Raw genomic sequence first — 24752 nt, forward strand, 5'->3', positions numbered from 1 at the left:
CTATTTCCTGCCGTCGCCGGCGGCCATTGAAAGAATTGCGAAATGCCGCGACAGGCCCTTGACCAGCGCCTGGTAGTGCACGGCGTTGCGTGCCATGTCCGCGGCTTCGGCGTCGAGCTGCACCTGCGCGGGAACGCCCAGGTCGTCCGCGGCCGGCTCGATGCGCGGGCGGACCTGGCTCAGCGCGAATGCATCGAGCCGGCCGGATTGCGCCAGCGCGCCTCGTGCATCGGCAAGCTGGTCTTCGAAGCTCACGCGCTGCGGCACATAGCCAACGGCGTTCGCATTCGCGATATTGGTCGCGATCGCCTGCTGGCGCAGGCTTGCGGCGTCCAGCGCCATGGCCAGCGCCGATCGGGTCACGGCTTCGATTCCGTCTGTCATACCTTGTCTCCGGATGCTTGATGAAGGGGTGGTAAGAGTGATGCAGCGCCAGGACCCATCACTGCACGACGAGTTCGCCATGCAGGGCGCCCGCGGCCTTGACCGCACGCAAGATGGAAATGACGTCGCGTGTGCTGGTCTTCATGCGGGCCAGCGACTGCACGAGGTCCGAGACGGTGTTGCTCCCGGCCACGAAGCCGGTCCCGTTGGATTCGTCGACATCGACGCGCGTATTGGTGACGATGGCCGTTCGGATGTCCGGCCCGCCGTTCAAGATGTTGAAAGGCTGCGAGGCCGTGTTCTGGGTCGATATCGCGATCTTGATGTCGCCGTGCGAGATGGCCACCTTCGATATCCGCACGTCGCCGCCGGAAACCACCGTGCCGGTGCGTTCGTTGATCACCACCTTGGCGCGCCGGTCGGGTTCGACCGTCACGTTCTCGATGCGCGTGAACAAGGTCACCAGTTCATCGCGCTGCGCCGGCGGCACCGCGATCTCGATGCCCGAGGCATCGCGAGCCTTTGCCATGCCGCTGCCCAGCTGGGTGTTGATGGCTGCGGCAACCCGGCTCGCGGTGGTGTAGTCGGGCTCGGACAGGACGAAGGTCACGCTCTGCCGTTCATCGAGCATCTCGGCGTTGAGGCCAACCTCCACCGTGGCGCCGTTGGGAATCGAACCTGCGGTGGGGTGATTCTTCTGAACCACGTTGCCGTTGGCGTCGTAGCGGTAACCCCCTACCGAAAGGCCGCCCTGGGCCAGCGCGTAAACGCGTCCGTTGGCGCCCTTCAGCGCCGTGATCAGCAGCGTGCCGCCCACCAGGCTGCGCGCATCGCCGGCGGAACTCACGGTCACGTCGAGCGTGTCGCCCTCCCGGGCAAAGGTCGGCAATGCGGCGCTCACCATCACGACGGCGACGTTTCGGCTCTGCACGGCCTCCGGCGCAATGGTCAGGTTGAACTGCGACAGCACGTTGGCCAGCGATTGGCGCGTGGTGCGGTTGGAGGGCGAGTCGCCTGTTCCGGCAAGGCCGGTCACGATGCCGGTGCCGAAAAGCGCGTTGTCGCGCCAGCCCTTGAGCTTGCCGAGGTCCTTCACGCGCACAGCGTCGGACGAGGCCGCTTGAGCCCCCGGCCAACCGATGCCCAGCAGAACAACCACCAGTGCGCAGCAAAGCAGGCGGATCGGCGCCAAAGAAGTCATCGGGGTCATCACAGTCCCAGCCAGTCAAAGATCCGCCGCCATGCGCTGCGGCGTGCGCGGTCGGCCACATCGCCCTCGCCCACGTAGGTGATGCGGGCGTCCGCGAGCCTCGTGGAGAGCACGACGTTTCCATCGGAAATGTCCTGCGGGCGCACACGGCCCTCCAGGTTGACCTTTTGCAGTTCGTCGTTCACCGTGAGCAATTGCTCGCCGGCAACGCGCAGCTCGTTGTTGGCCAGCACTTCCTTGACCGTGACGGTCAGCGTCGCAAGCAGCTTGTTGGCGCGCTGCGTGCGCCCGCCGCCGTCGAATTCGCCCGTTACGCCGATGCCCAGCTGCCCCACGACCCGATTGCCCGTCTGCGTGACCGAGCCGCTGATGTCATTGGCGCGCCGTGTGCCGGTATTGGCGCTGGTCGAGGCGGACGAGTTCTCGAACACCTGCACGGTGAGCGAATCGCCCACCCGGAACGCCTTGTTGTCCGCCGTCAGAGGGCGAAAGCTGTTTTCCTGGAAAAGGCTTTCGGCAACGGCCGGCGCCGTGCAGAGCAATGCCGCGCCGGCAACCAGCGCCGCCAAGGCCGCGCGAGCGCATTGAAAATGCCTGCGCGTCATGGCTGCACCTCCACCTGGCCAGGCCCGGTGACCCGCGCGAGTACCTCGCCGCTCGACCCCGGAACCTTGACGCGAACAAGCTGGCCGGTGCGGCCATCCTGCAGAACCTCGACGCGGCTCTCGACCGACACGGCACCGCTGCCGGCCTGAAGATGCGCCCAGTTTCCGCGCACCACCGCAGGCGCTGGCTCGAGGTGCGCATTGGTCAGCACCTCGCCGGACTTCAGCGGCCTGCGCAAGCGCTGCCGCCCCGCGTCGAGCTCGGCACCGGATGACACGGGCGTGCCGTGCCTGATGTTCGTGAGGTCGACTTCGCGCGACTCGGTGGCGCCCCGCAGCAATACTGCATCGACCTGGGAGCCGCTTCTCATGCTTTCCGTGGCAACCGGGAGCGGCGCCCAGGCATTGACTTCGAAGGTCACGGCGGTGGTGCGCACAAAACGGTCATCCACCCAGGCGTCGACCCACACAAGCATGCGCCTGGATGGTTGCGACTGGCTTGCCAGCGGCCGCACGCGCAGCACCGGCACGCCCGCGGGCAGGATCAGGTCGCGCGCCGAAGACACCGGCTGCACTTCGGCTCGCACGCTGCGCTGCGACAGCCAGCCCAGAAGCACGGAGCGCGCGGCCTCGACCACGGCTTCGCCAGGCACTTCCTGCGCAGCGGTCTCGATTGAAGTCTCGCTCGCACCGCCCCAACGGATGCCGGGGGCGCCATCCGCAAACTGCAGGCCGCTTCGGGCCTCGACCCAGCGCACAACGGTGTCGCGGTCAAGCGTGACCGGCGACCCCGCCCGCGGAGCTGTTCCGATGGGCAACGCCATCAGGCGGCGCAGCGTCGGCAGGTCGCGCGACGTAAGAAATGCGATGTCGCCCAGCCGCACACTGGCGCGTTCGACGCGGACCAATGGCCGCAACTCGATGGAGACCGACGGCTCGCTCGCCGACCCGGCGCCCCGGTCGGGCGAAGGCCCTGCAACCGCCAGCGTCGACATCGCCGCCGCCCCCAGGGCCGAGGCGATCCAACCGGGCAAACTACTTGCGAAGGCCATTGATCATCCCCAGCATCTCGTCCGACGCCTGCATGACCTTCACGTTGGCCTCGTACACGCGCTGGGCCACCATCAGGTTGACCATTTCTTCTGTCAGCTTGACGTTCGAGCCTTCGAGGAAGCCCTGCGCGAAGCTGCCCATGCCATCTTCCGAGGCCTTGGCGGCAATCGCTTCTCCCGAGCCCGTGCTCGATCGGTAGAGGTTGTCGCCCTGAGGCAGCAATGCCGTCGGGCTGGTGAAGCGCACGAGATCGAGCTGGCCGACCTCGATGGGCGTGCTCTGCCCGCCCACTTGAACACGCACGCGGCCGTCGCCGTCGATCTGCATGTTCTGGGCGTTGTCCGGAATGGCAATGTTGGACTTCAAAGGAAACCCGCCGGAGGTTGCCAGCAGCCCGTCACGGTTGACCTTGAAAGTCCCGCCGCGCGTGAAGGTGCTCGACCCGTCGGGCATGGTCACTTCCAGGAAGCCTTCGCCCTGGATTGCAACATCGAACGCCGACTCCGTCTTCTTCAGGTCGCCCATGTCGAAGAGCTTCGATACCGACGCAATCCCGACACCCGCACCCAGGCGGCTCTCGGCCCCAAGAATGCCGGCTCCTTCCTGCGTCTGCCCGAGGCGGCCCGCCTCGCGAACCATCAAGTCCGAAAAACCGACCTTGCTCTTCTTGAACCCCGTGGTGTTGACGTTGGCCAGATTGTTGGCAATGGTGTCGACGTTGAGCTGCTGGGCCTGCATCCCGGTCGCGCTGATGTAGAGGGCATCGAACATGGTTGTATTCCGTTGAAGATTGAAGATGGCTGGCGGCGGGCTCTTACGAGAGCTCGCCGAGCTTGCGTACCGCCCCACCGATCATTTCGTCGTAGCCCAGCGCAACACGCTGCATCGATTCGAAATGCCGCATCGACTGGATCAGCTGCGCCATTTCCTGCATGGAGCTCACGTTGGAGTTCTCGACAAAGCCCTGTCGGAGCTGGACATCGGCTTCTGCCACTTGCGCGGGCTGCTGCTCCGTGCGCATCAGCCCGCCACCCATGCGCTGGAAGTCGTCGGTGTTCTCGAAGCGAACCACCTTGAGTTGCCCGACCGGCGTCGGCTCCGCTCCGCCTCCGGGCTTGCTTTCGAACACCTGGCCGCTTGCATCGATGACGGGGTTGGGACGAGTCAGCACAATCTCGCCGCCCACTCCCATGACGGGATGGCCCTGCGCCGTGACAAGGCGCCCGCGCGCATCGAGCTGCCAGCTGCCCTGCCGCGTATAGGCCAGGCCGGCGTCGGTCGAAACCTCGAAGAACCCCGCTGCGGTCAGTGCCACGTCGAGGCTCTGGCCGGTCGACTTGAGGCTGCCCGGCCGCGCATCGGTCTGCACGAGCAAGGTGCCCGCCGCGGGAGACCCCGCCGCTCTTCCAGCCAAGGTGCTCGCCCGCGCTTCGCGCAGCGCATCGGAAAACGCCCCCGCCCCCACCGGCAGCGAGCTGGCGACGTCGCGCTTGTAGCCCGGGGTGGTGGCATTGGCCATGTTCATGCTGATGCGCTCCAGGCGTGCCATGTCCTGCTGCATGCTGTTCAGGCTGATGGCGAGTACGTCGCTCATGGATTTGCTTTCTGGTGTCTCAAAGTTGGACGATGCTGAAGGACTTCAGCTCGATGGTGTGAGGAACCTCTGCCATCGACAGCACCCGCAGGTGCGGCATCACGCGCTCCGACAGCGCCCGCACGTGGCGGCGCAGTTCGGGCGCGCACAGCAGTACCGGCAGGAGATTGCTCTTCATCATTCTTTCGGCCTGCTGGATCAGCCGCTTCATCAGCTGCTCGGACATGCGCGGGTCCAGAACGAAGGGCTGCGCCCCGCCCGCCTCGGTGGCCGCGTGAATGCTTTGCAGGAACTGGCTTTCCACCGCCGGATCGAGCGTGAGCACCTGCAGCGAGGCCGAATCGCCCAGCAAGCCTTGGCAAATGGCATGGCCGAGCCGCTGGCGCACGATCTCCGTCAGCTGATTGGCGTCGCGGGTGGTGCGGCCGGCGTCGGCAAGGGTTTCCAGAATGGCCTCGATATGGCGGATCGAGACCTTCTCCCGCAGCAGGTTCTGCAGCACCTTCTGTACGTCGCTGGAGGAAAGCACGGTCGGAATCAGCTCTTCGACCAGGCCGGGCTGGCTCTGCCGCACGCGCGCAAGCAACCGGTCGACCTCTGCGCGCGTCAGCAGCGTGGCCGATTCGCGCCGCAGCATTTCTGTGAGATGCGTCATGAACACCGTGGGCGCGTCCACCAGCGTGTACCTTGCCTGGCTCGCGGCACTGCGCTGGCTTTCTTCGATCCACAGCGCCGGCAGCCCGTAGGTCGGATCGCGCGTGGGCTCGCCGGGCACCGACTTGGTATCGCCCGCCGGATGAATCGCAAGCAGCCGGTCCGCGCGTGCCTCGCCCTTGCCCACGATCACGCCGTCCAGATGAATCTCGTAGCGGTCGGCGGACAGGCGCGCCGAATCCTTGAAGCGCACGCGCGGCAGCACCAGGCCGAACTCCTGCGCATGCTGCTTGCGGAACGCGGCAACCCGCTCCATGAACACGCTGCCCGGCTGGTTGACCACCGGCACCCAGTTGCTTCCCAGATGCACTTCGATGGGCTCGACCTGCATCTGCGCGTAGGGGTCGTCGCTTGCCTGGGCGGTCGAACCGTCCGCGGCGTGCTGCAAACCTTCTGCGCCGTCAGGCAGGGCCGAAGCGGGATTCGATTCCTTGGCCTTGGCGGCGCGGTAGAGCATGGTTGCGGCCAGCAGAAAGCACATGGCAAGCACGAGCGTCGGCAACACCGGAATGCCGGGCAGCAAGAGCAGCCCGCCCAGGGCCATGGCAACCAGAAGCAGCGTCTTGGGGAACGAACTCACCTGCCGCAGCGCCTCGCGGCTCAGATTGACGTCGGAAGACGAGCGCGTCACGATGATGCCGGTACCCACTGCAATCACGAGCGCGGGCACCTGGGTCACGATGCCGTCGCCAATGGTTAGCAATGTGTAGGTCTGCAGCGCCTGCCCCCACGGCATGCCGTGCTGCATGACGCCAATCACCAGCCCGCCGATGATGTTGATCAGCAGGATGATGATGCCGGCAATGGCGTCGCCCTTCACGAACTTGCTCGCACCATCCATTGCGCCGTAGAAGCCGGCTTCCTTCTCGATGTTCTTGCGCCTTCGCTGGGCCTCGGCCTGGTCGATGAAGCCCATGTTCAGGTCGGCGTCGATGCTCATCTGCTGGCCGGGCATGCTGTCGAGCGTGAAGCGCGCCGCCACCTCGGACACCCGCTGCGCGCCGCTCGTGACCACCACGTACTGCACCACGATCAGAATCAAGAACACGATCAGGCCGATCACATAGTTGCCACCCACCACGAACGCGCCAATCGCGCCGATCACCCGGCCCGCGTCTCCATCGGAAAGAATGAGGCGCGTGGCCGCCACGTTCAGCGACAGCCGAAACAGCGTCGCAATCAGGAGCAGCGACGGAAAGGTCGAAAACTCCACCGGCCGCGCCATGTAGAAGGTCAGCAGCAGGACCAGGAAGGCGAAGCCGAAGTTGCTAAGGATCAGAAAATCAAGCAGGCCGCTGGGAATGGGCGCAAAAAGCACCACCAGCACGCCAAGCACCAGCAGCACCAGCGCAATGTCGCTGTGCTTGCCAAGAACGCGTCCAAGCGAGTTCATGCGTTGCCTTCCGCGGCCGTACCGCGGCCCAGCCGCTGTTCGCGCATGGCAAACACCCACACGATGATGCGTGCCACCTGCGCATAAAGCTCGGGGGGCACCGAATGATCGACCGGCAGCTCCTTGTAGAGGCGGCGAGCCAGCGGGGGGTTTTGAACCACCGGAATGCGATGGCGCGCAGCAATCTCGCGCATGGCGGCCGCCATGTGCCCCGCACCCTTTGCCAGCAACTGGGGGGACGCCATGCGGCCATGCTCGTACTTGAGCGCCACGGCAAGATGGGTGGGGTTGGTGATCAGCACGTCGGCATTGCGCGTCTGGCGCAATGCAAGGCTTCGCTTCAGCGTCTCGCGCCGCAGTTCGCGCAACCGGGCGCGAATGCGGGGGTCGCCTTCGCGGTGCTTGGCCTCGTCCTTGAGTTCACGCTGGCTCATCCGCATCTTTTTTGCGAACTCGCGCCGGGTGTACATCAGGTCCAGCAGGGCAATGAGCGTAAGCACCAGGGCCATCTTCAGACCGACGCTCGCAAGATCGTCCAGCAGCGTGCGCAGGTAGCCCACGGGCGACAAGGAGGCCAGCGCATAGAACTGGCTGGCCAGGGCCTCCAGCGCAAGAAAGGCCACCAGGCCCAGCAAGGCCAGCTTGACGATGGCGCGCGCCGTGTCGAACAGCACGCGCATGGAAAACAGCTTCTTGAGCCCGTTGACCGGATTGATCCGATTGAAGTCCATCTTCACGGGCTCGAACGAAAGTATCGGCCCCGTCTGCATCATGTTGCCGACGATCGCCGCCAGCATGATGGCCGCGAAGAAAGGCGCCGCAAGCGTCAAAGCGGAGCGCAACGCACGCTCGATCAGCGGCCAGAGCCCCACGCCCGAAGGATCCATACGGCCTGCGTGGATCAGGAGCGCCTGGTCGAAACGGAATTGGCTTGCCACGGCACCAAAGCCGCGCCACGTCAGGTAGACCACTGCCACGCCAAACACCAGCGCAGCCACCACGTCGGTACTTTTGGCGGCCTGCCCGCGCTCGCGCGCACGCTGCAGCTTGTAGGGCGTGGCCGCTTCATTGCGGTCGAGGTCCTGCTCCGCCATCAGCGCCTCTGCTGCGTTGGTGCCGGGGCGGCAACGAAGATGCCGTCCCATGTCGACGCGATGCCCGCATAGGCGCGCGTCATGACGGCGCCGATGCCGGCAAACCAGAATGAAAGCGCCACCAGGCCAACCAGGATCTTCACTGGAATGCCCATGGTGAACATGTTCATCTGTGGCAGGTTGCGGCCCACCACGCCCAAGGCAAACTCCACCAGCAGGATGCAGAACACCACCGGTGCCGCCAGCGCAAACCCCAGGCTGAAGAGACCCGCCGCCTGCTTCAGCACCGGGGCAACCGCATGCCCGACAGACCAGGACGCGCCCACGGGGAAGCGCTCCACGCTGTAGCTGATGCCCCGCAGCAGCGCGTGATGCCCGTTGAGAAGAAAGAACACCAGGACCGCGAGGTAGTTGAAGGCCGACGTCAGCACCGGAATGGGGCGCTGCGTCACCGGATCGATGACTTGCGCAATGCCGAAACCCAGCTGAACGTCCAGCAACTGCCCCGCAATGGAAAACGCGCCAAAGGCCAGCAGGATCCCGAGGCCGAGCGTGGCACCCAGCGCAAGCTCAGCAAGCGCGGAGAACAGCAGCTCGCTCCAGCCCATCCATGCGCCAACCGGAGCCGAAAGACCGGAAGCCAGCGCTATCGACAACCCCAGCACCAGCAGCATGCGCACCGAAGCCGGCAGCGGCACCGCATAGAAAATGGGCGTCATGGCAAACGTTGCGGCCACGCGCAAGGCCAAAAGTCCGACAAAGGCCAGCCAAGTGCCGCCGATCTCGGGCGCAAGGACTGCGGCCGCAGATTGCAATTGCAGGGGGTTCACAACGAGTTCGCAAATCAGAACATCGAAGGAATGCCGCTCCAGAGCTGCACCGTGAATTGAGTCAGCTTGCGGAGCATCCAGGGGCCGGCAAGAATCATTACCGCCCCTGCGGTAAAGAGCTTGGGAACGAATGTCAATGACATTTCCTGGATCTGGGTCACCACCTGCAGTACGCTGACTGCCACCCCTACCAGCATCGTCAATCCGAGCACGGGAAGGCATAGCAGAAGCCCTGTCCAAAACAGATCGGACATCATCTTCAAGGCCAAATCAGCGTGCATGCTCTCCCCGCAACCGGATAACTCTGTGCCGTCTTGTGGACGGCCTTTTATTCGACGACTCTTTGAAGCAAGTCTAACGTAGCCTTACGATTTAGTTTTAGCCGAACATTAATTCCAGTTGGCACATTTCTAAAATTAATTCATTTGTATTAATTTCAAAGCCAATACCTAGGGAGACTGGTAGGATTTTGGTTGTAACGACGCAACTGGGCTATTGCCTGCGGCCCACCGAGCGGATTGAGTTCTTTCAAGTACAGCGGTCATCGGGTGTGACTTATTGGCACTCGTTCAGCTTTCATCTATCGCGTGCCACTCCCCAAAGTGGTACCATCGGACCGTTGACCAGGGTAACAATGCGCAATCGCCGGTTACTATCGGTTGTCGACGCTGTCGCTCACCTCCAAGCTTCATTCGAACGGGGAAAAAATTCATGAAACATAGTCGCCTGATCGCAGCCATGGCCCTTGCAGCCCTGGCCTCCGCGCCTGCCCTCGCACAAACCCTGCCCACGCCTCCGGCCAGCGCTGCCGATGCCGTGCGCGCAGCCGGCGGTGGCGGCCTGACGACCCCGCAAATTGGCGCTGCGGTTGGCGGCGGCGTGCTGCTGGCGGCTACCCTTGGCGGCGGCGGCGGCAACGGCGGTGGTGGCTTCATCATCCCCGGCGGCCCTGGCGGCACCGGCACTGGTACCACCGGCACCAGGTAATGGTCGGAGCCCTCCGCAAGGGGGGGTTCCCAGCGAGATTCCAACGCATCGCCAGCGCGGTGCAAAAACTAGGATGTTGCGTACTCGCATCATCCTTTTTTTTGGGCGGATGCTCCTCGGGCTCCTCGGCAATGCTTGCCACGGCCCGGCACCTCTACAACAACAACGCCTCGCCGTCGGACTCCCACACATTCCGTCCGGAATTCAGCTATTTGCGTGCCACCTTCGAAGGCCGCACCGTCTTTCTCGTGCTCGGATACGTCGACCCCCATCCCGAAGGTCCCACAGAGGTCTGGTACAGCGCCTCGGGTGAAACGGTGCGCCTGCGCCACGGGCGCCTGGTGGCCACGGCCGGCCTCACGACCGACTGGCGCGCCGTGCGCTTTGTCAACACGCCTGCCTGGCCCTCTGCCACGGCCGCCGAAAGCACGACGACAGCAACAACACGATTCCAGCGCGAGCGCGACCTGATGCCGGGCTACCGCTCGGGCATCCGCGACGACATCGAGCAGCGGCCGATCGCGCCGCCCACCGACACCATGCTCGCCGGCCGGCCCGCAAGTTCGCTGCGCTGGGTCGAGGAGCGCAGCAGCACGCGCCCGGCTTCGGCCTCGCTGCCGCCGGCACGCTTTGGCCTCGCCCAGGTGGGCGACAAGCTCGAGGCGGTCTATTCCGAGCAGTGCCTTTCCCGTGATCTGTGCTTGAGCTTCGAGCGGTGGAATCCCTCTGTGCCAGCCAACGTTGCCTCGACAAGCGCAGCTGGTTCATGAGCCCCCTGCCCCCGACCGGCCCCATCACCAACCCCTTCCGCCTCAGCCTACTGGCCGCCGCGATCGTGTTGATGACTCCCTCCGCCCATGCCGCAGCCACCGACCGCAGTGTTGGCGGCGCTGCGCAAGTGCGGCCGGGCGAGCGGCTCAGCGACTGGCTCCTGCGCCAACCCGAGGATGCGGCCGGCCCCGGCCTCGCATGGCAGGTGCCGCAGGAACTGCTCGCACAGCAGTACCTGAAAGAGTCACTGCTGGTGCGGGTGGAAGCGGCCGTTCGATCGGCCTCGCCTGAGGAACGGACTTCGCGCGAGCAGCTCTTGTCCATGCTGCAAAGCCTCCCGGCGACCGGCCGCGTGGCGCTGGGCATTGTCGACCCGCGCTGGCTGCAGGCGAACCCCGGGCAAGACCCGGTGCTCCGCGAAGGCCAGCGGCTCGCGGTGCCGCCCGCCCCGCTGCGTTCGGTCACCGTGGTGCAGCCCGACGGCAGCTTTTGCCAGGTGGCGCACGAAGGCGGACGCTCGGTGCTCGACTACCTGAGCGCCTGCGACCTTGGCAGCGGCACCGACTGGGCCTGGATCGCGCAGCCCGACGGTCGCACCACGCGCGCAGGCATCGGCGCCTGGAATGCCGAGCCCGCCGACGAACCCGCGCCCGGCGCCTGGATCTGGGCCCCGCCGCGCCGCATGAGCGCCCTGGCGGACCTGTCGGAAGGCCTCATCAAGTTCCTTGCCGTGCAAGGCCCGTCGCCGCAGGAACCCAGCACCACCGCTCCCCCGGCCGCCAACGCGCCCGTGTTCGCCGCGCCCACCGTCGCCGCCACGCTGCCCGAAGCCGTGGCCCCGCAGCCGCGCCCGCTCGACATCAGCGGTAACGACTGGGGGGAAACCGGCCTGCTGCAAACGCCATCGGCCCGCATGGGCGTGGCCGGCGACATGCGCGCATCGCTCACGTCGATCTGGCCCTACACGCGGCTGAACGTCATGTTCCAGCCCCTTGACTGGATGGAAGCGGGGTTTCGCTATACCTCCATCTCCAACCGCGCGTACGAAGCCAGCACCACCGGCCAGTCGAACAAGGACAAGAGCATCGACATCAAGCTTCGGCTGCTGAAGGAAACCACCTTCGTGCCCGAGCTTGCGCTGGGCTTTCGGGACCTGGGCGGTACCGGCCTGTTCTCCGGCGAGTACCTGGTGGCCAGCAAGCGCTGGTACGACCTCGACTTCAGCCTAGGCATCGGCTGGGGCTACCTGGGCGCGAGCGGCAACATCAGCAACCCCTTCAAGCTGCTGGGCAGCCGCTTCGACACCCGCTCACGGTCGAGCACCAATGAAGCCAGGTTCGGCTCCTACTTTCGTGGCCCGGCGGCCCTCTTTGGCGGCGTGCAGTGGCGCACGCCGTGGGACCCGCTCACCCTCAAGCTCGAATACGAAGGCAACGACTACCAGAGCGAGCCGCAGAACAACAACCAGCGCCAGCGCTCGCCCTTCAACATCGGCCTGTCTTACCAGGTGTCGCCCAAGGTCACGCTGTCTGCCGGCTTCGAGCGCGGCGACAAGTTCATGATTGGCCTCACGCTGTCGAGCAACCTGGCGGCATCGCAGTCGCCCAAGCCAGCCGACCGGCCGCTGCCGGAATTCAGGCCGGAGGCGGCCCCGCGCTCCCCCGGCTGGGCAACCACCGCGGCGGAGATCGAGGCGCAGACCGAATGGATCGTCGAGCGCATTGCGCCCAAGGACGACGTGCTGCATGTGTGGGTGACCGACAGCAACACCGTCTACCGCACCGCGCGCGTCGAAAAAGCCATTGCGGTGCTCCACCACGATGCGCCCGACGCCATCAAGACCTTTGTCTTTCACTACGCCGAGCGCGGCCTTGCGGTGCATGCGCAGGCCATCGAACGCGCCGAATGGGTGGCCGCGCGCATCCAGGCCTTGCCGCCGCATGCCGCGCGGGCCGTGTCCAAGCGCGACTACGAACCCGAGCTGGCCCGCCCCGACGACAAGCGCAGCAGCCCCGCGCAGAACACCGCCGCCACCGAGGCCGCCGCCCCTGAAACCAACGCCCCCTGGGTGCGCCCGCGCGACAAGTTCACCTTTGGCATGGCGCCGAGCTACGGCCAGATCGTTGGCGGGCCCGACGCCTTCCTGCTCTACCAGATCGGCATCCAGGCCACCGCCGAATACCGCTTTACCCAGCGCACCTGGCTTAGCGGCGCGGTCAACCTGCGGCTGGCCGACAACTACGACAAGTTCACCTACACCGCGCCCAGCGAACTGCCGCGCGTGCGCACCTACCAGCGCGAGTACGTCACATCGCGGCGCTTCACCATTCCGTCGCTGCAGCTCACGCACGTGGGCCAGCTGTCGAGCAACCACTACTACAGCATGTATGGCGGCCTGCTCGAAACCATGTTTGCGGGCGTGGGTGCCGAATGGCTCTACCGGCCCGCGCGCTCACCGGTGGCCTTTGGCGTGGACATCAACCGCGTGCGCCAGCGCGACTTCAACCAGGACTTTGGCCTGCGCGACTACAAGGTGACCACCGGCCACGCCAGCCTTTACTGGGACACCGGCTGGAACGGCGTCATGGCCAAGATCAGCGCGGGCCAGTACCTGGCGGGCGACCGCGGCGTCACACTCGAAGTCATTCGCCGCTTCGACAACGGCTTTGTGCTGGGCGCCTACGCCACCAAGACCAACGTCTCTTCAAGGCAGTTTGGCGAAGGCGACTTCGACAAGGGCATCTACCTTTCGATTCCGCTCGACGCCCTGCTGCCGCGGTCGAGCAAGTTTGCGCTGGGCTTTGCATGGTCGCCGCTCACGCGCGACGGCGGCGCGCGCCTGGCCCGCAGCAACACCCTTTATGAACTGACCTCCGTGCGCGACCAGGGCGCGTTCAACTTTGCGGCCCCGCCAGACAACAAGCCGCGTGCCGGAGACAACATCTTGAATTTCGATCGCAGCCCATGAGCGTTTTTTCCTTCAAAGAAAGGCGGACACGTTGAAATCCGTTCTTGTCGTTTGCATCGGCAACATCTGCCGAAGCCCCATGGCGCACATCCTGCTGGCCGATGCGCTGCCCGAGATCACCGTGTCGTCGGCCGGCACGGGTGCGTTGATAGGCCACCCCGCGGACCCCATCGCGCAAGAACTGATGGCCGCGCGCGGCCTTGACCTGAGCGCCCACCGTGCGCGCCAGATCACCCAGTCGATGTGCGTCCAGGCCGACCTGATCCTCACCATGGACGACGGACAGCGCCGCCACATCGAGAACAACTACCCGCTGGCGCGCGGCAGGGTCTTTCGCCTTGCCGAAACCGCCAAGCTGAATATCCCTGACCCCTACCGCATGGGCCAGGAAGCCTTCGAGCACGCACTTCAACTCATCGACGCCGGCGTCAAGACATGGGCCGAACGGATTCGGCAATTCAAATGAACACTCCTGCTGTGACTACCTCCAATGCTGCGCGGGCCGGCCAGTCTGCTGCGTCTTCGACTGCAAAGGCGGACGATGATGATGTGATCAACCTGTCGGAATGGATCGACATCCTGATCGACCGCAAGTGGCTTGTTGCAGCTGTCACCGCGTTGGGGCTGGCGCTCGGCATTGCCTACGCGCTGCTGTCCACGCCCATCTACCAGTCCAACCTGCTGATTCAGGTCGAGGATGCCGCACCCGATGCCAAGGGCTTCCTCGGCGATGCCTCCAACCTCTTCGACGTGAAGACGCCCGCCACCGGCGAGATTCAGGTCATCCGCTCGCGGATGGTGCTTGGCGCGGCAGTGGACCAGACACGCTTCTATATCGATGCCAAACCACGCTATCTGCCGATATTCGGCCGTTGGCTTGCGCGACGTGCCGACGGGCTTTCGGACCCGGGCTTCCTTGGCATTAGTGGCTATGTCAATGGCAAGGAACGCATCAGCGTCGCGCGCTTCGACCTGCCGGTGGAGCTTGAAGACGAAGCGCCCTTCCTGGTCACCGCCCGGGGTGATGGTAAATACACGCTGAGCCACGCGGAGCTAGACCAGCCGTTGAGCGGCACTGTTGGCCAGCCACTGCACCATGCCCTCGAAGGTGGCGTCATCGATCTGCTGATCGACAAACTTGAAGGAAAGCCCGGCGCGGAATTTGTCGTCTCGCGCGCGTCGCAGCTTCGCACCATTGAGGATCTGCAAAAGCGCCTGCAACTCGGTGAACAAGGGAAGCAATCGAACGTAATCAACGTGGCATTGCAAGACAGCGACCGCGACCGACTCTCACGCATTCTCAATGCCATTGGCGAACAGTACGTGCAACAGAACGTCGAGCGCAAGGCGGCCGAGGCGCAAAAGACACTGCAATTCCTCGACGAACAACTGCCTGAGTTCAAGCGCCAGCTCGAAGCCTCCGAAGACGCTTACACGCGCTTTCGAAACAAGAATGGCACTGTGGCCTTCGACGAAGAAGCCAAAGGCGTGCTGGCCCAGACCATCGAGCTACAAACTAAGCTGCTCGAGACCCAACAGCGGCGCCGCGAACTGGCTGCGCGTTTCACCGACATCAACTCTCGTGTGAAAACCATCGATGGACAGATCACCGCCATCGAAAGGGAAATCAGCAGTCTCAATGCACGCGTGACCCGCATGCCTACGCTGCAGCAGGATGCGCTACGCCTGGAGCGCGACGTGCGAGTGAACAGCGGGCTCTATCAATCACTACAAAACAACGCGCTGCAATTGCGCTTGGTGAAGGAAGGCAAGACCGGCAACGTACGCCTGCTCGACAAGGCGGTGAAGTCCAAGGAGCCGATCAAGCCGCAAAAGCCGCAGATCCTCGCGATCGCGCTGGTACTGGGGCTGCTGGCCGGCGCGGTACTGGCCATCATGCGCAGCAGCTTGCTAGCGGGCATCCGGGATCCGCAGGAGATTGAGGCTCATACTGGCCTCTCAGTCTATTCGGTCGTTCCCTTCACAGCTGAACAGACGACGCTCGACCAGAGCGTTGCTGCCGGTGCCAGAGGTATCCAGTTACTCGCGGTGACCCACCCGGACAGTCCTCCTATCGAAGCGCTGCGCAGCCTGCGCATCGCGCTGCAATTCGCCACGCTTGAAGCCGGCAACAACCGCGTCCTCATCACTGGCGCGACGCCAGGCATTGGCAAGAGCTTTGTTTCTGGCAACTTCGCGGCCATCATGGCCCATGCCGGCAAACGAGTGCTGCTGATCGACGCCGACATGCGCAAAGGCCATCTGAACAAGCAGTTCGGCCTGCCGCGCGAAGGCGGCCTCTCGGAGTTGCTGGCCGGCGAGCTTTCGGCACAGCAAGCCATTCGCGCGCAGGTGCTACCTAACCTCGACGTGCTGACCACGGGCAAGCTGCCAGTCAACCCTGCCGACATGCTGATGTCGGAAAGCTTCGTGCGTATGCTCGACGTGCTGTCCGCACAGTACGAACTGGTCATCATCGACACGCCGCCAGTACTGGTAGCCGCCGACACGGCCGCGGTGGCGCCGTATATGGGCGCAGTGCTGTTGGTCGCCCGCGCGGACCAGACCCAACTCGGCGAGCTAAACGAAAGCGCCAAGCGCCTCTCACATGCAGGCAAGGCAGTGAGCGGCGTGATCTTCAACGGCATCGACCTGACGCGGCGCCACTACGGCAGCCATGGCTACCGGTACGGTGGCTACCGGTATACGGCGTACAAGTACAACGAATAGACCTCGCGGTATTGAGCCGGGACGCTGTGCCAAGCGCGTCTCTGGCGTTCCGACGATCAGATGGAAGCGAGCGCAGGCGGCGGCACCGCGGCACCGAGAGCGACGCAATCGGGCACGGTCGATCCCGGCTTCAGTTGCGCATCACTCTGGCGTTCAAGCTCCATATGCACCCAGTCCACCACCTCCGCATGCGGCCGGTAGCCACCCAGAAGCTGCTGCAGCTTGCACTTGATCGCCGGCACGTCGTTGCGCTCCAGCAGCACGCCTAACTCATCGATCTGCTGCGCCAGCTCTTCCCAGGGCGGGCACGCCTCATGCGCCTTCATCACGCGCGGATGGGCGGTGGGCATGGCGTTGTCGCCAATCAGCAGTTCTTCATAGAGCTTTTCACCGGGCCGCAGGCCGGTGATCAGCAGCTCGATATCCCCTTCGGGGTTCCGTGCGTCGCACACCGTGCGGCCCGACAGTTCCACCAGGCGGCGTGCCAGGTCGATGATGCGCACCGGCTCGCCCATCTCCAGCACAAACACGTCGCCGCCCTCGGCCATGGCACCGGCCTGGATCACCAGCTGCGCCGCTTCTGGAATGGTCATGAAGTAGCGTGTGATGTCTTCATGCGTGAGCGTGATCGGTCCGCCCGCTTCGATCTGCTGGCGAAACAGGGGCACCACGGAGCCGCTGGAGCCCAGCACATTGCCAAAGCGCACCATCGAAAAGCAGGTGCTTGGCTTCTGCTGGGCCAGGCCCTGCAACGTCATTTCGGCCAGGCGCTTGCTCGCGCCCATGATGTTGGTGGGCCGCACGGCCTTGTCGGTGCTCACCAGCACAAACTGGCCCACGCCATGGTCTCGCGCCGCCAATGCGGCCGTGAGCGTGCCCAGCGTGTTGTTGATCAGGCCCTCCACGGGGTTGTGCTCCACCAGCGGCACGTGCTTGTAGGCCGCGGCGTGGTAGACGGTATCGGGCCGCCACACGCTCATGATCTGGCGCATGCGAGCGCTGTCGCACACGGAGGCCAGCAGCGGCACCAGGCTCAGCGCGGGCGCGTTTTGCTCCAATTCGCGATGAATGGCATAGAGCGCGTATTCGCTCCATTCCACCAGCAGCAACACCGATGGCTTCAGCTGCGCGATCTGGCGGCACAACTCGCTGCCAATAGAACCGCCCGCGCCTGTCACCAGCACCACCTTGCCGCGCACATGGCGATGCAGCAGATCGTCAACCGGCGCCACCGGATCGCGGCCCAGCAGGTCTTCGATGTCGACCTCCATCAGGTCCTTGACCTGCACCCTGCCTTGCGCAAGATCGGCCATGCCCGGAAGCGTGCGCACGCGCAGGTGCAGCGACAAGAGTTCGTTGAGAATTTGCGCCCTGCGCCCGTATGAAACCGATGGCAGCGCCAGCAACACGTCGGTAATGCACATGGCGGCGGCATTGGCCTTGAGCCAAGATGGCGGGTAGATGGGCAGGCCGTTGAGGGTGCGGCCCTGCAGATGCGGTGAATCGTCGACAAAGCTCCGCACCACCATCTCGGGACTGTGCGCCAGCGCCGCAGCCAACTGGCGCCCGGCCTTGCCGGCACCATAGATCACCACCTGCGGCAGCGTCTTGCTGCGCAGCACCTGCGAATACAGGCCCCCCAGCCAGTAGCGCGCCACCAGGCGCGAAGCGCCCACCGTGAACAACAGCAGCGCAGGCACCAACAGGCCCACCGTGCGTGGAATACCTTCCACGCCGACCACGGTGAACATCATGACGTAGCCCACGCTGAACAAGGAGCAAGCGCGACCGATGGCCATCAACGCCGCACTGCCGGCATATCGGAAGATTGCACGGTACAGGCCAGAGATCACGAACAGCGGCAGCGCCAACATGACCGCGCCGGCTACCGCCAGCCAATGCACGCCAGTCAGTTCTACCCAACGCTCGTAGCGTAGGCTGAGTGCCATCCAAACGCACAGCACACACAGGCCGGTGTCCACCAACAAGGCCAACACCCTCTTTAGGGGTCGCGGTAATGCCAGCACAGGCTGCGCCAGACGATCAATCATGTGGACTCCCCCGAGAAGTTCTTATCAAGCAAGAACGCGAAGCCTGCACCCAACAGCAGCCCCACCCAATCGGCCAGCAAATCGGCAGCCTCGGCAATGCGATCGGGCGTGAACGATTGCAGCAGTTCGATGAGCCCGCCATAGGCCAGCAAGGCGGTCAAGACGATGGCCGTACGCCCTGGCCAGGCCCGTTGGCCCAACAGCCCCAGCACAGCAAAACCCAAGACATGATTGCCTTTGTCCCAGCCCGTCGAGGGCAAGGCAGAGGCTATTGAGGACGGCGCCACGCTCAACACCAGCAGCGCGAGCATTGCAAACGCCAGCAGCCAGCGCCAAGCCGCGGCTCCAGGCCGAGGCAACCAGTTTCGGGCAGCGCTCAGGCTCACGGAGCGCTCGCTTCTTTCAGCACTTGCCCAATGGCCGCGCAGCTGGCGTCCATTTCAGCGGCCGTCAGCGTTGGGTGCACCAGGAACATGACGCTGGTTTCGCCCAGGGAACGCGCCACCGGCAGGCGCTCAGCCGGCCGCCAGCCGGTGCCATCGAAAGCCTTCTCGAGGTACACCTCCGAGCAGGAGCCCTGATAGCAAGGCACGCCCAACGCCTGAATAGCATTCACGATGCGGTCGCGGTTCCAGCCCGGCGCCAGCCGCTCTGGCTGCACATAGACATAGCACTTGTAGTGAGCATGCACGCTGCCTTCGGGCACGGCGGGCACGCGCACTGCCGCGTGCGGGCGGCAGGCCACCCATAGCGAGTCTGCATGGCGCGTGCGCTGCACGGTCCAGTCGGCCATGCGGCGCAACTGGATGCGGCCGATCACGGCCTGCATCTCCAGCATGCGCCAGTTGGTGCCGAAGCTTTCGTGTAGCCAACGGAAGCCGGGCGGATGCTCGCGCTTGAACACCGCCTCGTGGCTCTTGCCGTGGTCCTTGAATTCCCACATGGCGCGCCAGAGCGACTCGTCGTTGGTGGTGACCATGCCGCCCTCGCCGCCCGTGGTCATGATCTTGTCCTGGCAGAAAGACCAGGCGCCCACATGTCCGATGGAGCCGACCGCCCGCCCCTTATAGTGCGCACCATGCGCCTGGGCGCAGTCTTCGATGACCCTGAGGCCATGCTGCTCGGCCAGCGCCATGATCGGATCCATGTCGCAGGGCCAGCCACCCAGGTGCACGCAGATGATCGCGCGCGTGCGCGGCGTGAGCACCCGCGCAATGGTGGCCACCGAAAGGTTGCCGCTGTCGGCCTCGACATCCGCGAACACCGGCGTGGCACCTGCATTGACCACGCAAGAAACGCTTGCCATGAAGGTGCGCGGCGTAACCACCACTTCATCGCCCGGGCCGATGCCCAGCGCCTTCAGGGCCACGTCCAACGCCAATGTGCCGTTGGCCAGCGCCACCGCATACGCAGTGCCCGTCCAGGAGGCGAACTCCTTTTCGAACTCGCGGCACTCCTGTCCGGTCCAATAGTTGACCTTGTTGGAGAGCAGCACACGCTGCACGGCTTCGGCCTCTTCGGCAGTGAAGCTGGGCCAGGGAGAGAACGGGGTATTCAGCACAATCAACCTTTGGGAGAAAAGAGGCGGGCGGGGTTGCCGACCACCGTGGAGCCGGCCGGCACATCACGCGTGACGACGGCGCCCATGCCCACCACGGCACCACGCCCGATGACCAGTGGCTTGTCTGGACGGCCCTGCTTGATAACCGCCCCCGAACCGATGTATGCGTGGTCTTCGATGACCACATTGCCGTTGCACTTGGCGCCCGGCGCGAAGGTGACGAAGTCGCCGATCACGCAGTCGTGCTCGACATAGCTGTAGAGGTTGGCGTGGAAATGCCGTCCGATACGGATGTTGGAGGTGAGAGTGACGAAAGGGCTCAGGGCCGCGCCCTCCCCCAGTTCCACATCGTCCATGCGCACGACGTTGTCCGCGCTCACCGTCCAGGCGCGTACGCCATCCGCCTTGCAGCGCGCGGCCAACTGCTCGCGCACCTTGCTGTTGGCGATGGCCAGCACGGCATGGCGCTCGCTAGCCTCCTGCTGCAGGAATTCCGTGTAGCGCAACACTCTTTGGCCATTGACCACCGGCGCCGCGGGCTGGTCATCTATGAAAACAAGCCGCGTATCCGCAATGCACTGCCCCACCAGTTGCGCACGCGCCAGCGGCATCACGCCCCGGCCACAACCGCTGGCGCCGTAGACCGCGAACAAGGGTTGCGTCATGACTCAACTCCGTGCGAAGTGGCGGTGGAAGAGCCAGTGAAACGCGGCATGGTTGCCTCGCCCGCCGCAGAGATCCCATCGCGCACCAGCACCTTGCGCATCGTGAGCCACAGGATCTTGATGTCGAGCCACAGCGTGCGGTTGTCGACGTACCAGACGTCAAGCTTGAATTTCTCTTCCCAGCTCAGTGCGTTGCGGCCATTGACTTGCGCCCATCCAGTGATGCCCGGGCGCACTTCATGGCGGCGCGCCTGCTCGGCTGAATACAACGGCAGGTACTCCACCAATAGAGGGCGCGGTCCCACCAGGCTCATATCACCCTTGAGGACGTTCCAGAGTTCGGGCAGTTCATCGAGGCTGCTCGAACGCAGGAAGCGGCCAAATGGCGTGAGCCGCTCGGCGTCAGGCAACAACTGCCAGCTGGCGTCGCGCGCATTGGTCATGGTGCGGAACTTGATCAGTTCGAAGGGGCGCCCTCCCCACCCCGGCCGGACCTGCCGAAAAAACGCGGGCTTGCCAAGCTTGCGACTCACTTGCCAAGTCAGGAGCGCGAGAGGAACCGCAAACAGCAGCAACGCCACCGCGGCCAAGAAGACGTCGAATACGCGCTTCACATCAAATATCTTTCTGGCACCCAACCGCTTGAAGAGCGCTCCGAAGCGCTCGACGCCGATTCGCAGCGAGAGGTGCTCGCGATAGTGGCGTTGGGCTTTTGCTCCCATTTCTGCCAGAGCCTCCGGAGCCATGGCTGCCAACGCTTCGGCGGAGGCCGCCAGCACCTGCGGATCCTCGGACGCAGCAACTACTCCTCCGCCAGACTCCCGCACCAAATCGGCGGCATCGCCATCCACCGCCATCAGCAAGGGCTTGCCAGCAGCCATGTATGCCTGCGTCTTGGACGGAATGGTGATCTCGAACAGTGGGGCTTTCCGCAAATGCACCAGCAAGGCATCGGCCGCGTCCAGCAAGGTGCCGACTTCTGCCATGGGCACGGCCGGCAAGAACACCACATTGCCTAGGCGCAATTCCGCGGCCCGTTCGACAAGGCGATCCACCTCCACGCCGCCGCCAAGCAGCACAAAGCAAACACGCGATCCGCGTTGCTGCAGCAGCACCGCCGCATCCAATACCGCATTCAGTGCCTGGGCCTTGCCCATGTTTCCGGCAAAGAGGATCCGGAACTTTTCTGCCGCAGGAAACGCTACAGGCAACTGCCCCTGAGGTGCGGTCAACGAAGCCTCGTCGGCCCAGTTGTAGATCACATCTATCTTTGACTCTGGAACACCGCGTTGCACCAGCAGTTTCTTGAAGCCGGGCGAAAGCACGGCAATGTGATCCACGCGCCTGTAGACCCACTTGCAGACCGAAGCAACGATGCCCAATGCCCGCTGGTTGTTGAGCATGCCAGTTGCCCGCAAGGTGTCCGGCCACATGTCCTGAATGTCGTAAACGACAGGAATGCGGCGGAGAAGGCGGATCAACCCGGCTGTCACGCCCACGGTCAGCGGCGGATGGTAGGCATACATCACCGCAGGGCGCTTGGCAAAAAACAAGCCGTAGATGGATGCAGATGCCGCGAAGCTCGCGTAGTTCAGCACCCGCTTGATGGCGGACTGGCCGTGATCCGGGTAAAGCGGCAAGCGAGTGATCTGCACACCATCTATCACCTCGCGCTGCAGCCACTTGATGCGATACCCGGGGTACACCTTTCCACCCGGGTAATTCGGAAAGCCGGTGACCACCTCCACCTCGAACCCCTGGCGAACGAGCTCGCGTGCAAACACAATGCCCTTGAAGGTCGGTTCGGGATCGAACCATTGCGTGAGCAGTAATACGCGAACGGCCATGGATCAGTACTTCTTCCACACGACGCGATTCACGTAGTCGGTGTAGCTGTGAATGATGCGTAGCACCTTGTCCGAGACATTCGGCATGCTGTAGTCGGCAACCTGGCGCAAGCCACGCTCAGCACCGCGCGGCTGTGTCTGGAGAATGGCCAACCCTTGGCGTACGCGAACAACCTCGAGTCCCACCATCATTACCGCGCCCTCTTCCATTCCTTCAGGCCGCTCATGCGCCTCGCGCAGGTTGAGCGCCGGAAAGTTCAAGATCGACGACTCTTCATTGATGGTGCCGCTGTCGGAAAGAACTGCGCGAGCAGACAGCTGCAGCTTGACGTAGTCGTGAAAGCCTAGAGGCTTGAGCAAGCGGACGTTTGCGTGAAAGCGCGCCCCCGTGGCGTCAATGCGCTTCTGCGTACGCGGGTGCGTCGAGACGACTACCGGCAATCCATGGTCTTCGGCAACTGCATTGAGCACCTCGACCAGCTTTGCGAAAGACTGGGAAGACTCGATGTTCTCCTCGCGATGAGCGCTCACCACAAAGTACTGGCCTGCCCCAAGGCTCAGCCGCGTGAGCACATCGGATGCATCGATGTTCGGGCGGTAATGGGAAAGCACCTCGAACATAGGACTGCCGGTCTTGATGACCAGGTCCGGCGGAAGCCCCTCGCGCAGCAGGTAGTCGCGGGCGATGGTGCTGTAGGTCAAATTCACATCAGCCGTGTGATCCACGATGCGCCGGTTGGTCTCCTCCGGCACGCGCTGGTCGAAGCAGCGGTTGCCGGCTTCCATGTGAAAGATCGGAATCTTGCGGCGCTTGGCCGGGATGACCGACAGGCAGCTGTTGGTATCGCCCAGAACCAGCATTGCCTCGGGCTGCTCCTGCCCAAGCACCTTGTCCACCGCAATGATGAGATTGCCGATGGTGTTCGCGGCACCCGTCGAATCTGCCGCGCTGTTCAAGAAATGATCGGGCTTGCGAACGCCCAGGTCGTCGAAGAAAACCTGATTGAGTTCGTAGTCGTAGTTCTGGCCTGTATGCACCAGCACGTGCTCGCAATGCTCGTCCAGCCGGGCCAGTACGCGCGACAGGCGGATGATCTCGGGCCGGGTGCCGACCACGGTCAGGACTTTGAGTTTTTTCATGGGATCAATCAAGAATCGAGGGGCCTACAACGGGCAGGCGAAGGTGTCTGGCCGCGCGCGATCGAACACTTCATTGGCCCAGAGCATCACCACCATTTCGTCAGTGCCAATATTGGTGATGTCATGCGTCCAGCCAGGCACGGTCTCGACGATCTCAGGCTTGTCGCCCGCGGTGACCAGTTCATGCGCTTCGCCGGTTTGCATGTGCCGGAACTTGAAGCGCGCTTGACCCTTGATGACCAGGAACTTCTCGGTCTTGCTGTGGTGGTAGTGGCCGCCTCGCGTGATGCCCGGGTGCGCGGTAAAGAACGAGAACTGGCCTGCGTCTGGCGTCTTGAGCATTTCGACGAACACGCCGCGCGCGTCTCCGTACTGCGGCACGGGGTAAGCGAAGGACTCGGGCGGCAGGTAGCTCACATAGGTTGAATAGAGCGCTCGCACCAGCCCTGTTCCCACGCGATCGGTCATGAGCGTGCTGCGACTGTCCTTGAACGACTGAATTTGCCGGGCCAACTCACCCACCGTGGTGGTGTACTGCGGCGCCACGGTGGCAAAACCATCCGGGTTTGCCGCGGCATCCGCGCCATCCATCAACTGCACGAAACGCTCGATGACATCGTCCACGTACACCAGTGTGACGGGCGCTGCCGGATCGTTGATCTGAATAGGAAGACCGCGCGAAATGTTGTGGCAAAAGGTGGCCACGGCCGAGTTGTAGTTGGGCCGACACCATTTGCCGAACACATTGGGCAGCCGGCAGAGATGTACGGGAATGCCGTGGCTGCGAGCGGCGGCCTGCAGCGTCTCTTCCGCATCGCGTTTGCTGCGGCCGTAGGGGTTGTCGAAACCTGCCTGGGTTGATGAGGTATAGACGACGGGCACCTTCTTGCCGGTGGATTCGGCAATGGTGCAGAGGGCACGGCACAGGCTCTGCGTGAGTTCTGCATTGCCGGTGGTGAATTCTTGCGGGTCTTGAGGGCGATTGACCCCCGCGAGGTGGAATACGAAGTCCACCTCCTGCAACAGGGCGGGCAGTTGCTCCGCGTCTTCGTCGCGGGTGAAGCAGACCACTTGCACATCCTTGCGCTCGGCCAAGTGCAACTGCAGGTTCTTGCCGACGAAACCGCGAGCGCCGGTAATCAACACCTTCATGCT

Annotated in this window: 22 protein-coding genes and 1 pseudogene; 5 read left to right on the forward strand and 18 right to left on the reverse strand. The window is 64.0% G+C overall.

Going from position 1 to position 24752, the window contains the following annotated elements; translation table 11 throughout:
• From EJO66_RS08125 to EJO66_RS08170, 10 genes are read right to left on the reverse strand one after another with little or no spacing between them, the layout of a single operon-like run.
• A complete protein-coding gene (locus tag EJO66_RS08125; RefSeq protein WP_125964960.1) occupies positions 1–384 on the reverse strand; it encodes a flagellar basal body rod protein FlgB in 384 nt (127 codons plus the stop codon).
• A 58-nt stretch (positions 385–442) separates the two neighbouring features.
• Positions 443–1585, reverse strand: coding sequence for a flagellar basal body P-ring protein FlgI (locus tag EJO66_RS08130; RefSeq protein WP_240648542.1), 1143 nt, complete (start codon positions 1583–1585; stop codon positions 443–445).
• A gap of 8 nt (positions 1586–1593) precedes the next feature.
• Positions 1594–2199 (reverse strand): flagellar basal body L-ring protein FlgH, encoded by a 606-nt coding sequence (locus EJO66_RS08135; RefSeq protein WP_125964962.1) that lies wholly within the window; start codon positions 2197–2199, stop codon positions 1594–1596.
• Positions 2196–3251: a flagellar basal body P-ring formation chaperone FlgA gene (gene flgA / locus EJO66_RS08140; RefSeq protein ID WP_125964963.1), complete on the reverse strand. Its 1056-nt coding sequence runs from the start codon at positions 3249–3251 to the stop codon at positions 2196–2198. The genes EJO66_RS08135 and flgA overlap by 4 nt, the downstream gene beginning before the upstream one ends.
• Positions 3235–4023, reverse strand: a complete 789-nt coding sequence (gene flgG, locus EJO66_RS08145; RefSeq protein ID WP_125964964.1) for a flagellar basal-body rod protein FlgG — start codon at positions 4021–4023, stop codon at positions 3235–3237. Before flgG ends, flgA begins: the two co-directional genes overlap by 17 nt.
• Before the next feature lie 43 nt (positions 4024–4066).
• Complete coding sequence (locus EJO66_RS08150) at positions 4067–4846, reverse strand: flagellar hook-basal body protein (RefSeq protein ID WP_125964965.1); 780 nt, start codon at positions 4844–4846, stop codon at positions 4067–4069.
• 19 nt (positions 4847–4865) lie between these two features.
• A complete protein-coding gene (gene flhA / locus EJO66_RS08155; RefSeq protein WP_125964966.1) occupies positions 4866–6953 on the reverse strand; it encodes a flagellar biosynthesis protein FlhA in 2088 nt (695 codons plus the stop codon).
• Positions 6950–8047, reverse strand: coding sequence for an EscU/YscU/HrcU family type III secretion system export apparatus switch protein (locus tag EJO66_RS08160; RefSeq protein ID WP_125964967.1), 1098 nt, complete (start codon positions 8045–8047; stop codon positions 6950–6952). The genes flhA and EJO66_RS08160 overlap by 4 nt, the downstream gene beginning before the upstream one ends.
• Positions 8047–8862 carry a flagellar biosynthetic protein FliR gene (locus tag EJO66_RS08165; RefSeq protein WP_420856669.1) on the reverse strand — a complete coding sequence of 272 codons (816 nt, stop codon included), beginning with the start codon at positions 8860–8862 and terminating at the stop codon, positions 8047–8049. Before EJO66_RS08165 ends, EJO66_RS08160 begins: the two co-directional genes overlap by 1 nt.
• Before the next feature lie 29 nt (positions 8863–8891).
• Complete coding sequence (locus EJO66_RS08170) at positions 8892–9158, reverse strand: flagellar biosynthetic protein FliQ (protein WP_041945483.1); 267 nt, start codon at positions 9156–9158, stop codon at positions 8892–8894.
• Positions 9159–9588: 430 nt separating this feature from the next.
• On the opposite strand from EJO66_RS08170, the gene EJO66_RS08175 reads away from it, so the two are divergent.
• From EJO66_RS08175 to EJO66_RS08195, 5 genes are all read left to right on the forward strand, one after another.
• Positions 9589–9864, forward strand: a complete 276-nt coding sequence (locus EJO66_RS08175) for a hypothetical protein (RefSeq protein ID WP_125964968.1) — start codon at positions 9589–9591, stop codon at positions 9862–9864.
• A 131-nt stretch (positions 9865–9995) separates the two neighbouring features.
• Positions 9996–10634 (forward strand): YjbF family lipoprotein, encoded by a 639-nt coding sequence (locus tag EJO66_RS08180; RefSeq protein ID WP_164547788.1) that lies wholly within the window; start codon positions 9996–9998, stop codon positions 10632–10634.
• The gene (locus EJO66_RS08185; protein WP_125964970.1) at positions 10631–13603 is read left to right on the forward strand and encodes a YjbH domain-containing protein; all 2973 of its coding nucleotides are present in this window, start codon (positions 10631–10633) and stop codon (positions 13601–13603) included. Before EJO66_RS08180 ends, EJO66_RS08185 begins: the two co-directional genes overlap by 4 nt.
• Positions 13604–13634: 31 nt before the next feature.
• Entirely contained in the window at positions 13635–14069 is a 435-nt protein-coding gene (locus EJO66_RS08190) for a low molecular weight protein-tyrosine-phosphatase (protein ID WP_124959375.1), read from the forward strand.
• Complete coding sequence (locus EJO66_RS08195; RefSeq protein ID WP_125964971.1) at positions 14066–16333, forward strand: polysaccharide biosynthesis tyrosine autokinase; 2268 nt, start codon at positions 14066–14068, stop codon at positions 16331–16333. The genes EJO66_RS08190 and EJO66_RS08195 overlap by 4 nt, the downstream gene beginning before the upstream one ends.
• Before the next feature lie 56 nt (positions 16334–16389).
• Here the strand turns inward: EJO66_RS08195 and EJO66_RS08200 are convergent, their stop codons facing one another.
• The 8 genes and pseudogenes from EJO66_RS08200 to wbjC all read right to left on the reverse strand — a co-directional run bounded on the left by EJO66_RS08200 (position 16390) and on the right by wbjC (position 24749).
• Complete coding sequence (locus EJO66_RS08200; protein WP_125964972.1) at positions 16390–18384, reverse strand: polysaccharide biosynthesis protein; 1995 nt, start codon at positions 18382–18384, stop codon at positions 16390–16392.
• On the reverse strand, positions 18381–18695 hold the full coding sequence (locus tag EJO66_RS08205) for a VanZ family protein (protein ID WP_125964973.1): 315 nt from the start codon (positions 18693–18695) through the stop codon (positions 18381–18383). Before EJO66_RS08205 ends, EJO66_RS08200 begins: the two co-directional genes overlap by 4 nt.
• A gap of 71 nt (positions 18696–18766) precedes the next feature.
• Positions 18767–19945, reverse strand: a complete 1179-nt coding sequence (locus EJO66_RS08210; RefSeq protein WP_125964974.1) for a DegT/DnrJ/EryC1/StrS family aminotransferase — start codon at positions 19943–19945, stop codon at positions 18767–18769.
• A gap of 2 nt (positions 19946–19947) precedes the next feature.
• Positions 19948–20610 (reverse strand): acetyltransferase, encoded by a 663-nt coding sequence (locus EJO66_RS08215; protein WP_125964975.1) that lies wholly within the window; start codon positions 20608–20610, stop codon positions 19948–19950.
• Positions 20607–21224 (reverse strand): sugar transferase, encoded by a 618-nt coding sequence (locus tag EJO66_RS32920; protein WP_276311968.1) that lies wholly within the window; start codon positions 21222–21224, stop codon positions 20607–20609. The genes EJO66_RS08215 and EJO66_RS32920 overlap by 4 nt, the downstream gene beginning before the upstream one ends.
• Positions 21225–21326: 102 nt before the next feature.
• Positions 21327–22457 (reverse strand): annotated as a pseudogene (locus EJO66_RS32925) (glycosyltransferase family 4 protein); the annotation flags it as partial.
• A 3-nt stretch (positions 22458–22460) separates the two neighbouring features.
• Positions 22461–23597, reverse strand: coding sequence for a non-hydrolyzing UDP-N-acetylglucosamine 2-epimerase (wecB, locus tag EJO66_RS08225; protein ID WP_125964977.1), 1137 nt, complete (start codon positions 23595–23597; stop codon positions 22461–22463).
• Positions 23598–23621: 24 nt separating this feature from the next.
• On the reverse strand, positions 23622–24749 hold the full coding sequence (wbjC, locus tag EJO66_RS08230; RefSeq protein WP_125964978.1) for a UDP-2-acetamido-2,6-beta-L-arabino-hexul-4-ose reductase: 1128 nt from the start codon (positions 24747–24749) through the stop codon (positions 23622–23624).
• Between the last annotated feature and the right edge of the window lie 3 nt (positions 24750–24752).

The sequence above is a fragment of the Variovorax beijingensis genome (assembly GCF_003951285.1).
GTDB lineage: Bacteria > Pseudomonadota > Gammaproteobacteria > Burkholderiales > Burkholderiaceae_C > Variovorax > Variovorax beijingensis.

Bases quoted from the DNA above. Each gene is read 5' to 3' on its own strand.
- EJO66_RS08125 (WP_125964960.1), bottom strand. From the start codon at position 384: ATGACAGACGGAATCGAAGCCGTGACCCGATCGGCGCTGGCCATGGCG.
- EJO66_RS08130 (WP_240648542.1), bottom strand. From the start codon at position 1,585: ATGACTTCTTTGGCGCCGATCCGCCTGCTTTGCTGCGCACTGGTGGTT.
- EJO66_RS08135 (WP_125964962.1), bottom strand. From the start codon at position 2,199: ATGACGCGCAGGCATTTTCAATGCGCTCGCGCGGCCTTGGCGGCGCTG.
- flgA (WP_125964963.1), bottom strand. From the start codon at position 3,251: ATGGCCTTCGCAAGTAGTTTGCCCGGTTGGATCGCCTCGGCCCTGGGG.
- flgG (WP_125964964.1), bottom strand. From the start codon at position 4,023: ATGTTCGATGCCCTCTACATCAGCGCGACCGGGATGCAGGCCCAGCAG.
- EJO66_RS08150 (WP_125964965.1), bottom strand. From the start codon at position 4,846: ATGAGCGACGTACTCGCCATCAGCCTGAACAGCATGCAGCAGGACATG.
- flhA (WP_125964966.1), bottom strand. From the start codon at position 6,953: ATGAACTCGCTTGGACGCGTTCTTGGCAAGCACAGCGACATTGCGCTG.
- EJO66_RS08160 (WP_125964967.1), bottom strand. From the start codon at position 8,047: ATGGCGGAGCAGGACCTCGACCGCAATGAAGCGGCCACGCCCTACAAG.
- EJO66_RS08170 (WP_041945483.1), bottom strand. From the start codon at position 9,158: ATGCACGCTGATTTGGCCTTGAAGATGATGTCCGATCTGTTTTGGACA.
- EJO66_RS08175 (WP_125964968.1), top strand. From the start codon at position 9,589: ATGAAACATAGTCGCCTGATCGCAGCCATGGCCCTTGCAGCCCTGGCC.
- EJO66_RS08180 (WP_164547788.1), top strand. From the start codon at position 9,996: ATGCTTGCCACGGCCCGGCACCTCTACAACAACAACGCCTCGCCGTCG.
- EJO66_RS08185 (WP_125964970.1), top strand. From the start codon at position 10,631: ATGAGCCCCCTGCCCCCGACCGGCCCCATCACCAACCCCTTCCGCCTC.
- EJO66_RS08195 (WP_125964971.1), top strand. From the start codon at position 14,066: ATGAACACTCCTGCTGTGACTACCTCCAATGCTGCGCGGGCCGGCCAG.
- EJO66_RS08200 (WP_125964972.1), bottom strand. From the start codon at position 18,384: ATGATTGATCGTCTGGCGCAGCCTGTGCTGGCATTACCGCGACCCCTA.
- EJO66_RS08205 (WP_125964973.1), bottom strand. From the start codon at position 18,695: ATGCTCGCGCTGCTGGTGTTGAGCGTGGCGCCGTCCTCAATAGCCTCT.
- EJO66_RS08215 (WP_125964975.1), bottom strand. From the start codon at position 20,610: ATGACGCAACCCTTGTTCGCGGTCTACGGCGCCAGCGGTTGTGGCCGG.
- wecB (WP_125964977.1), bottom strand. From the start codon at position 23,597: ATGAAAAAACTCAAAGTCCTGACCGTGGTCGGCACCCGGCCCGAGATC.
- wbjC (WP_125964978.1), bottom strand. From the start codon at position 24,749: ATGAAGGTGTTGATTACCGGCGCTCGCGGTTTCGTCGGCAAGAACCTG.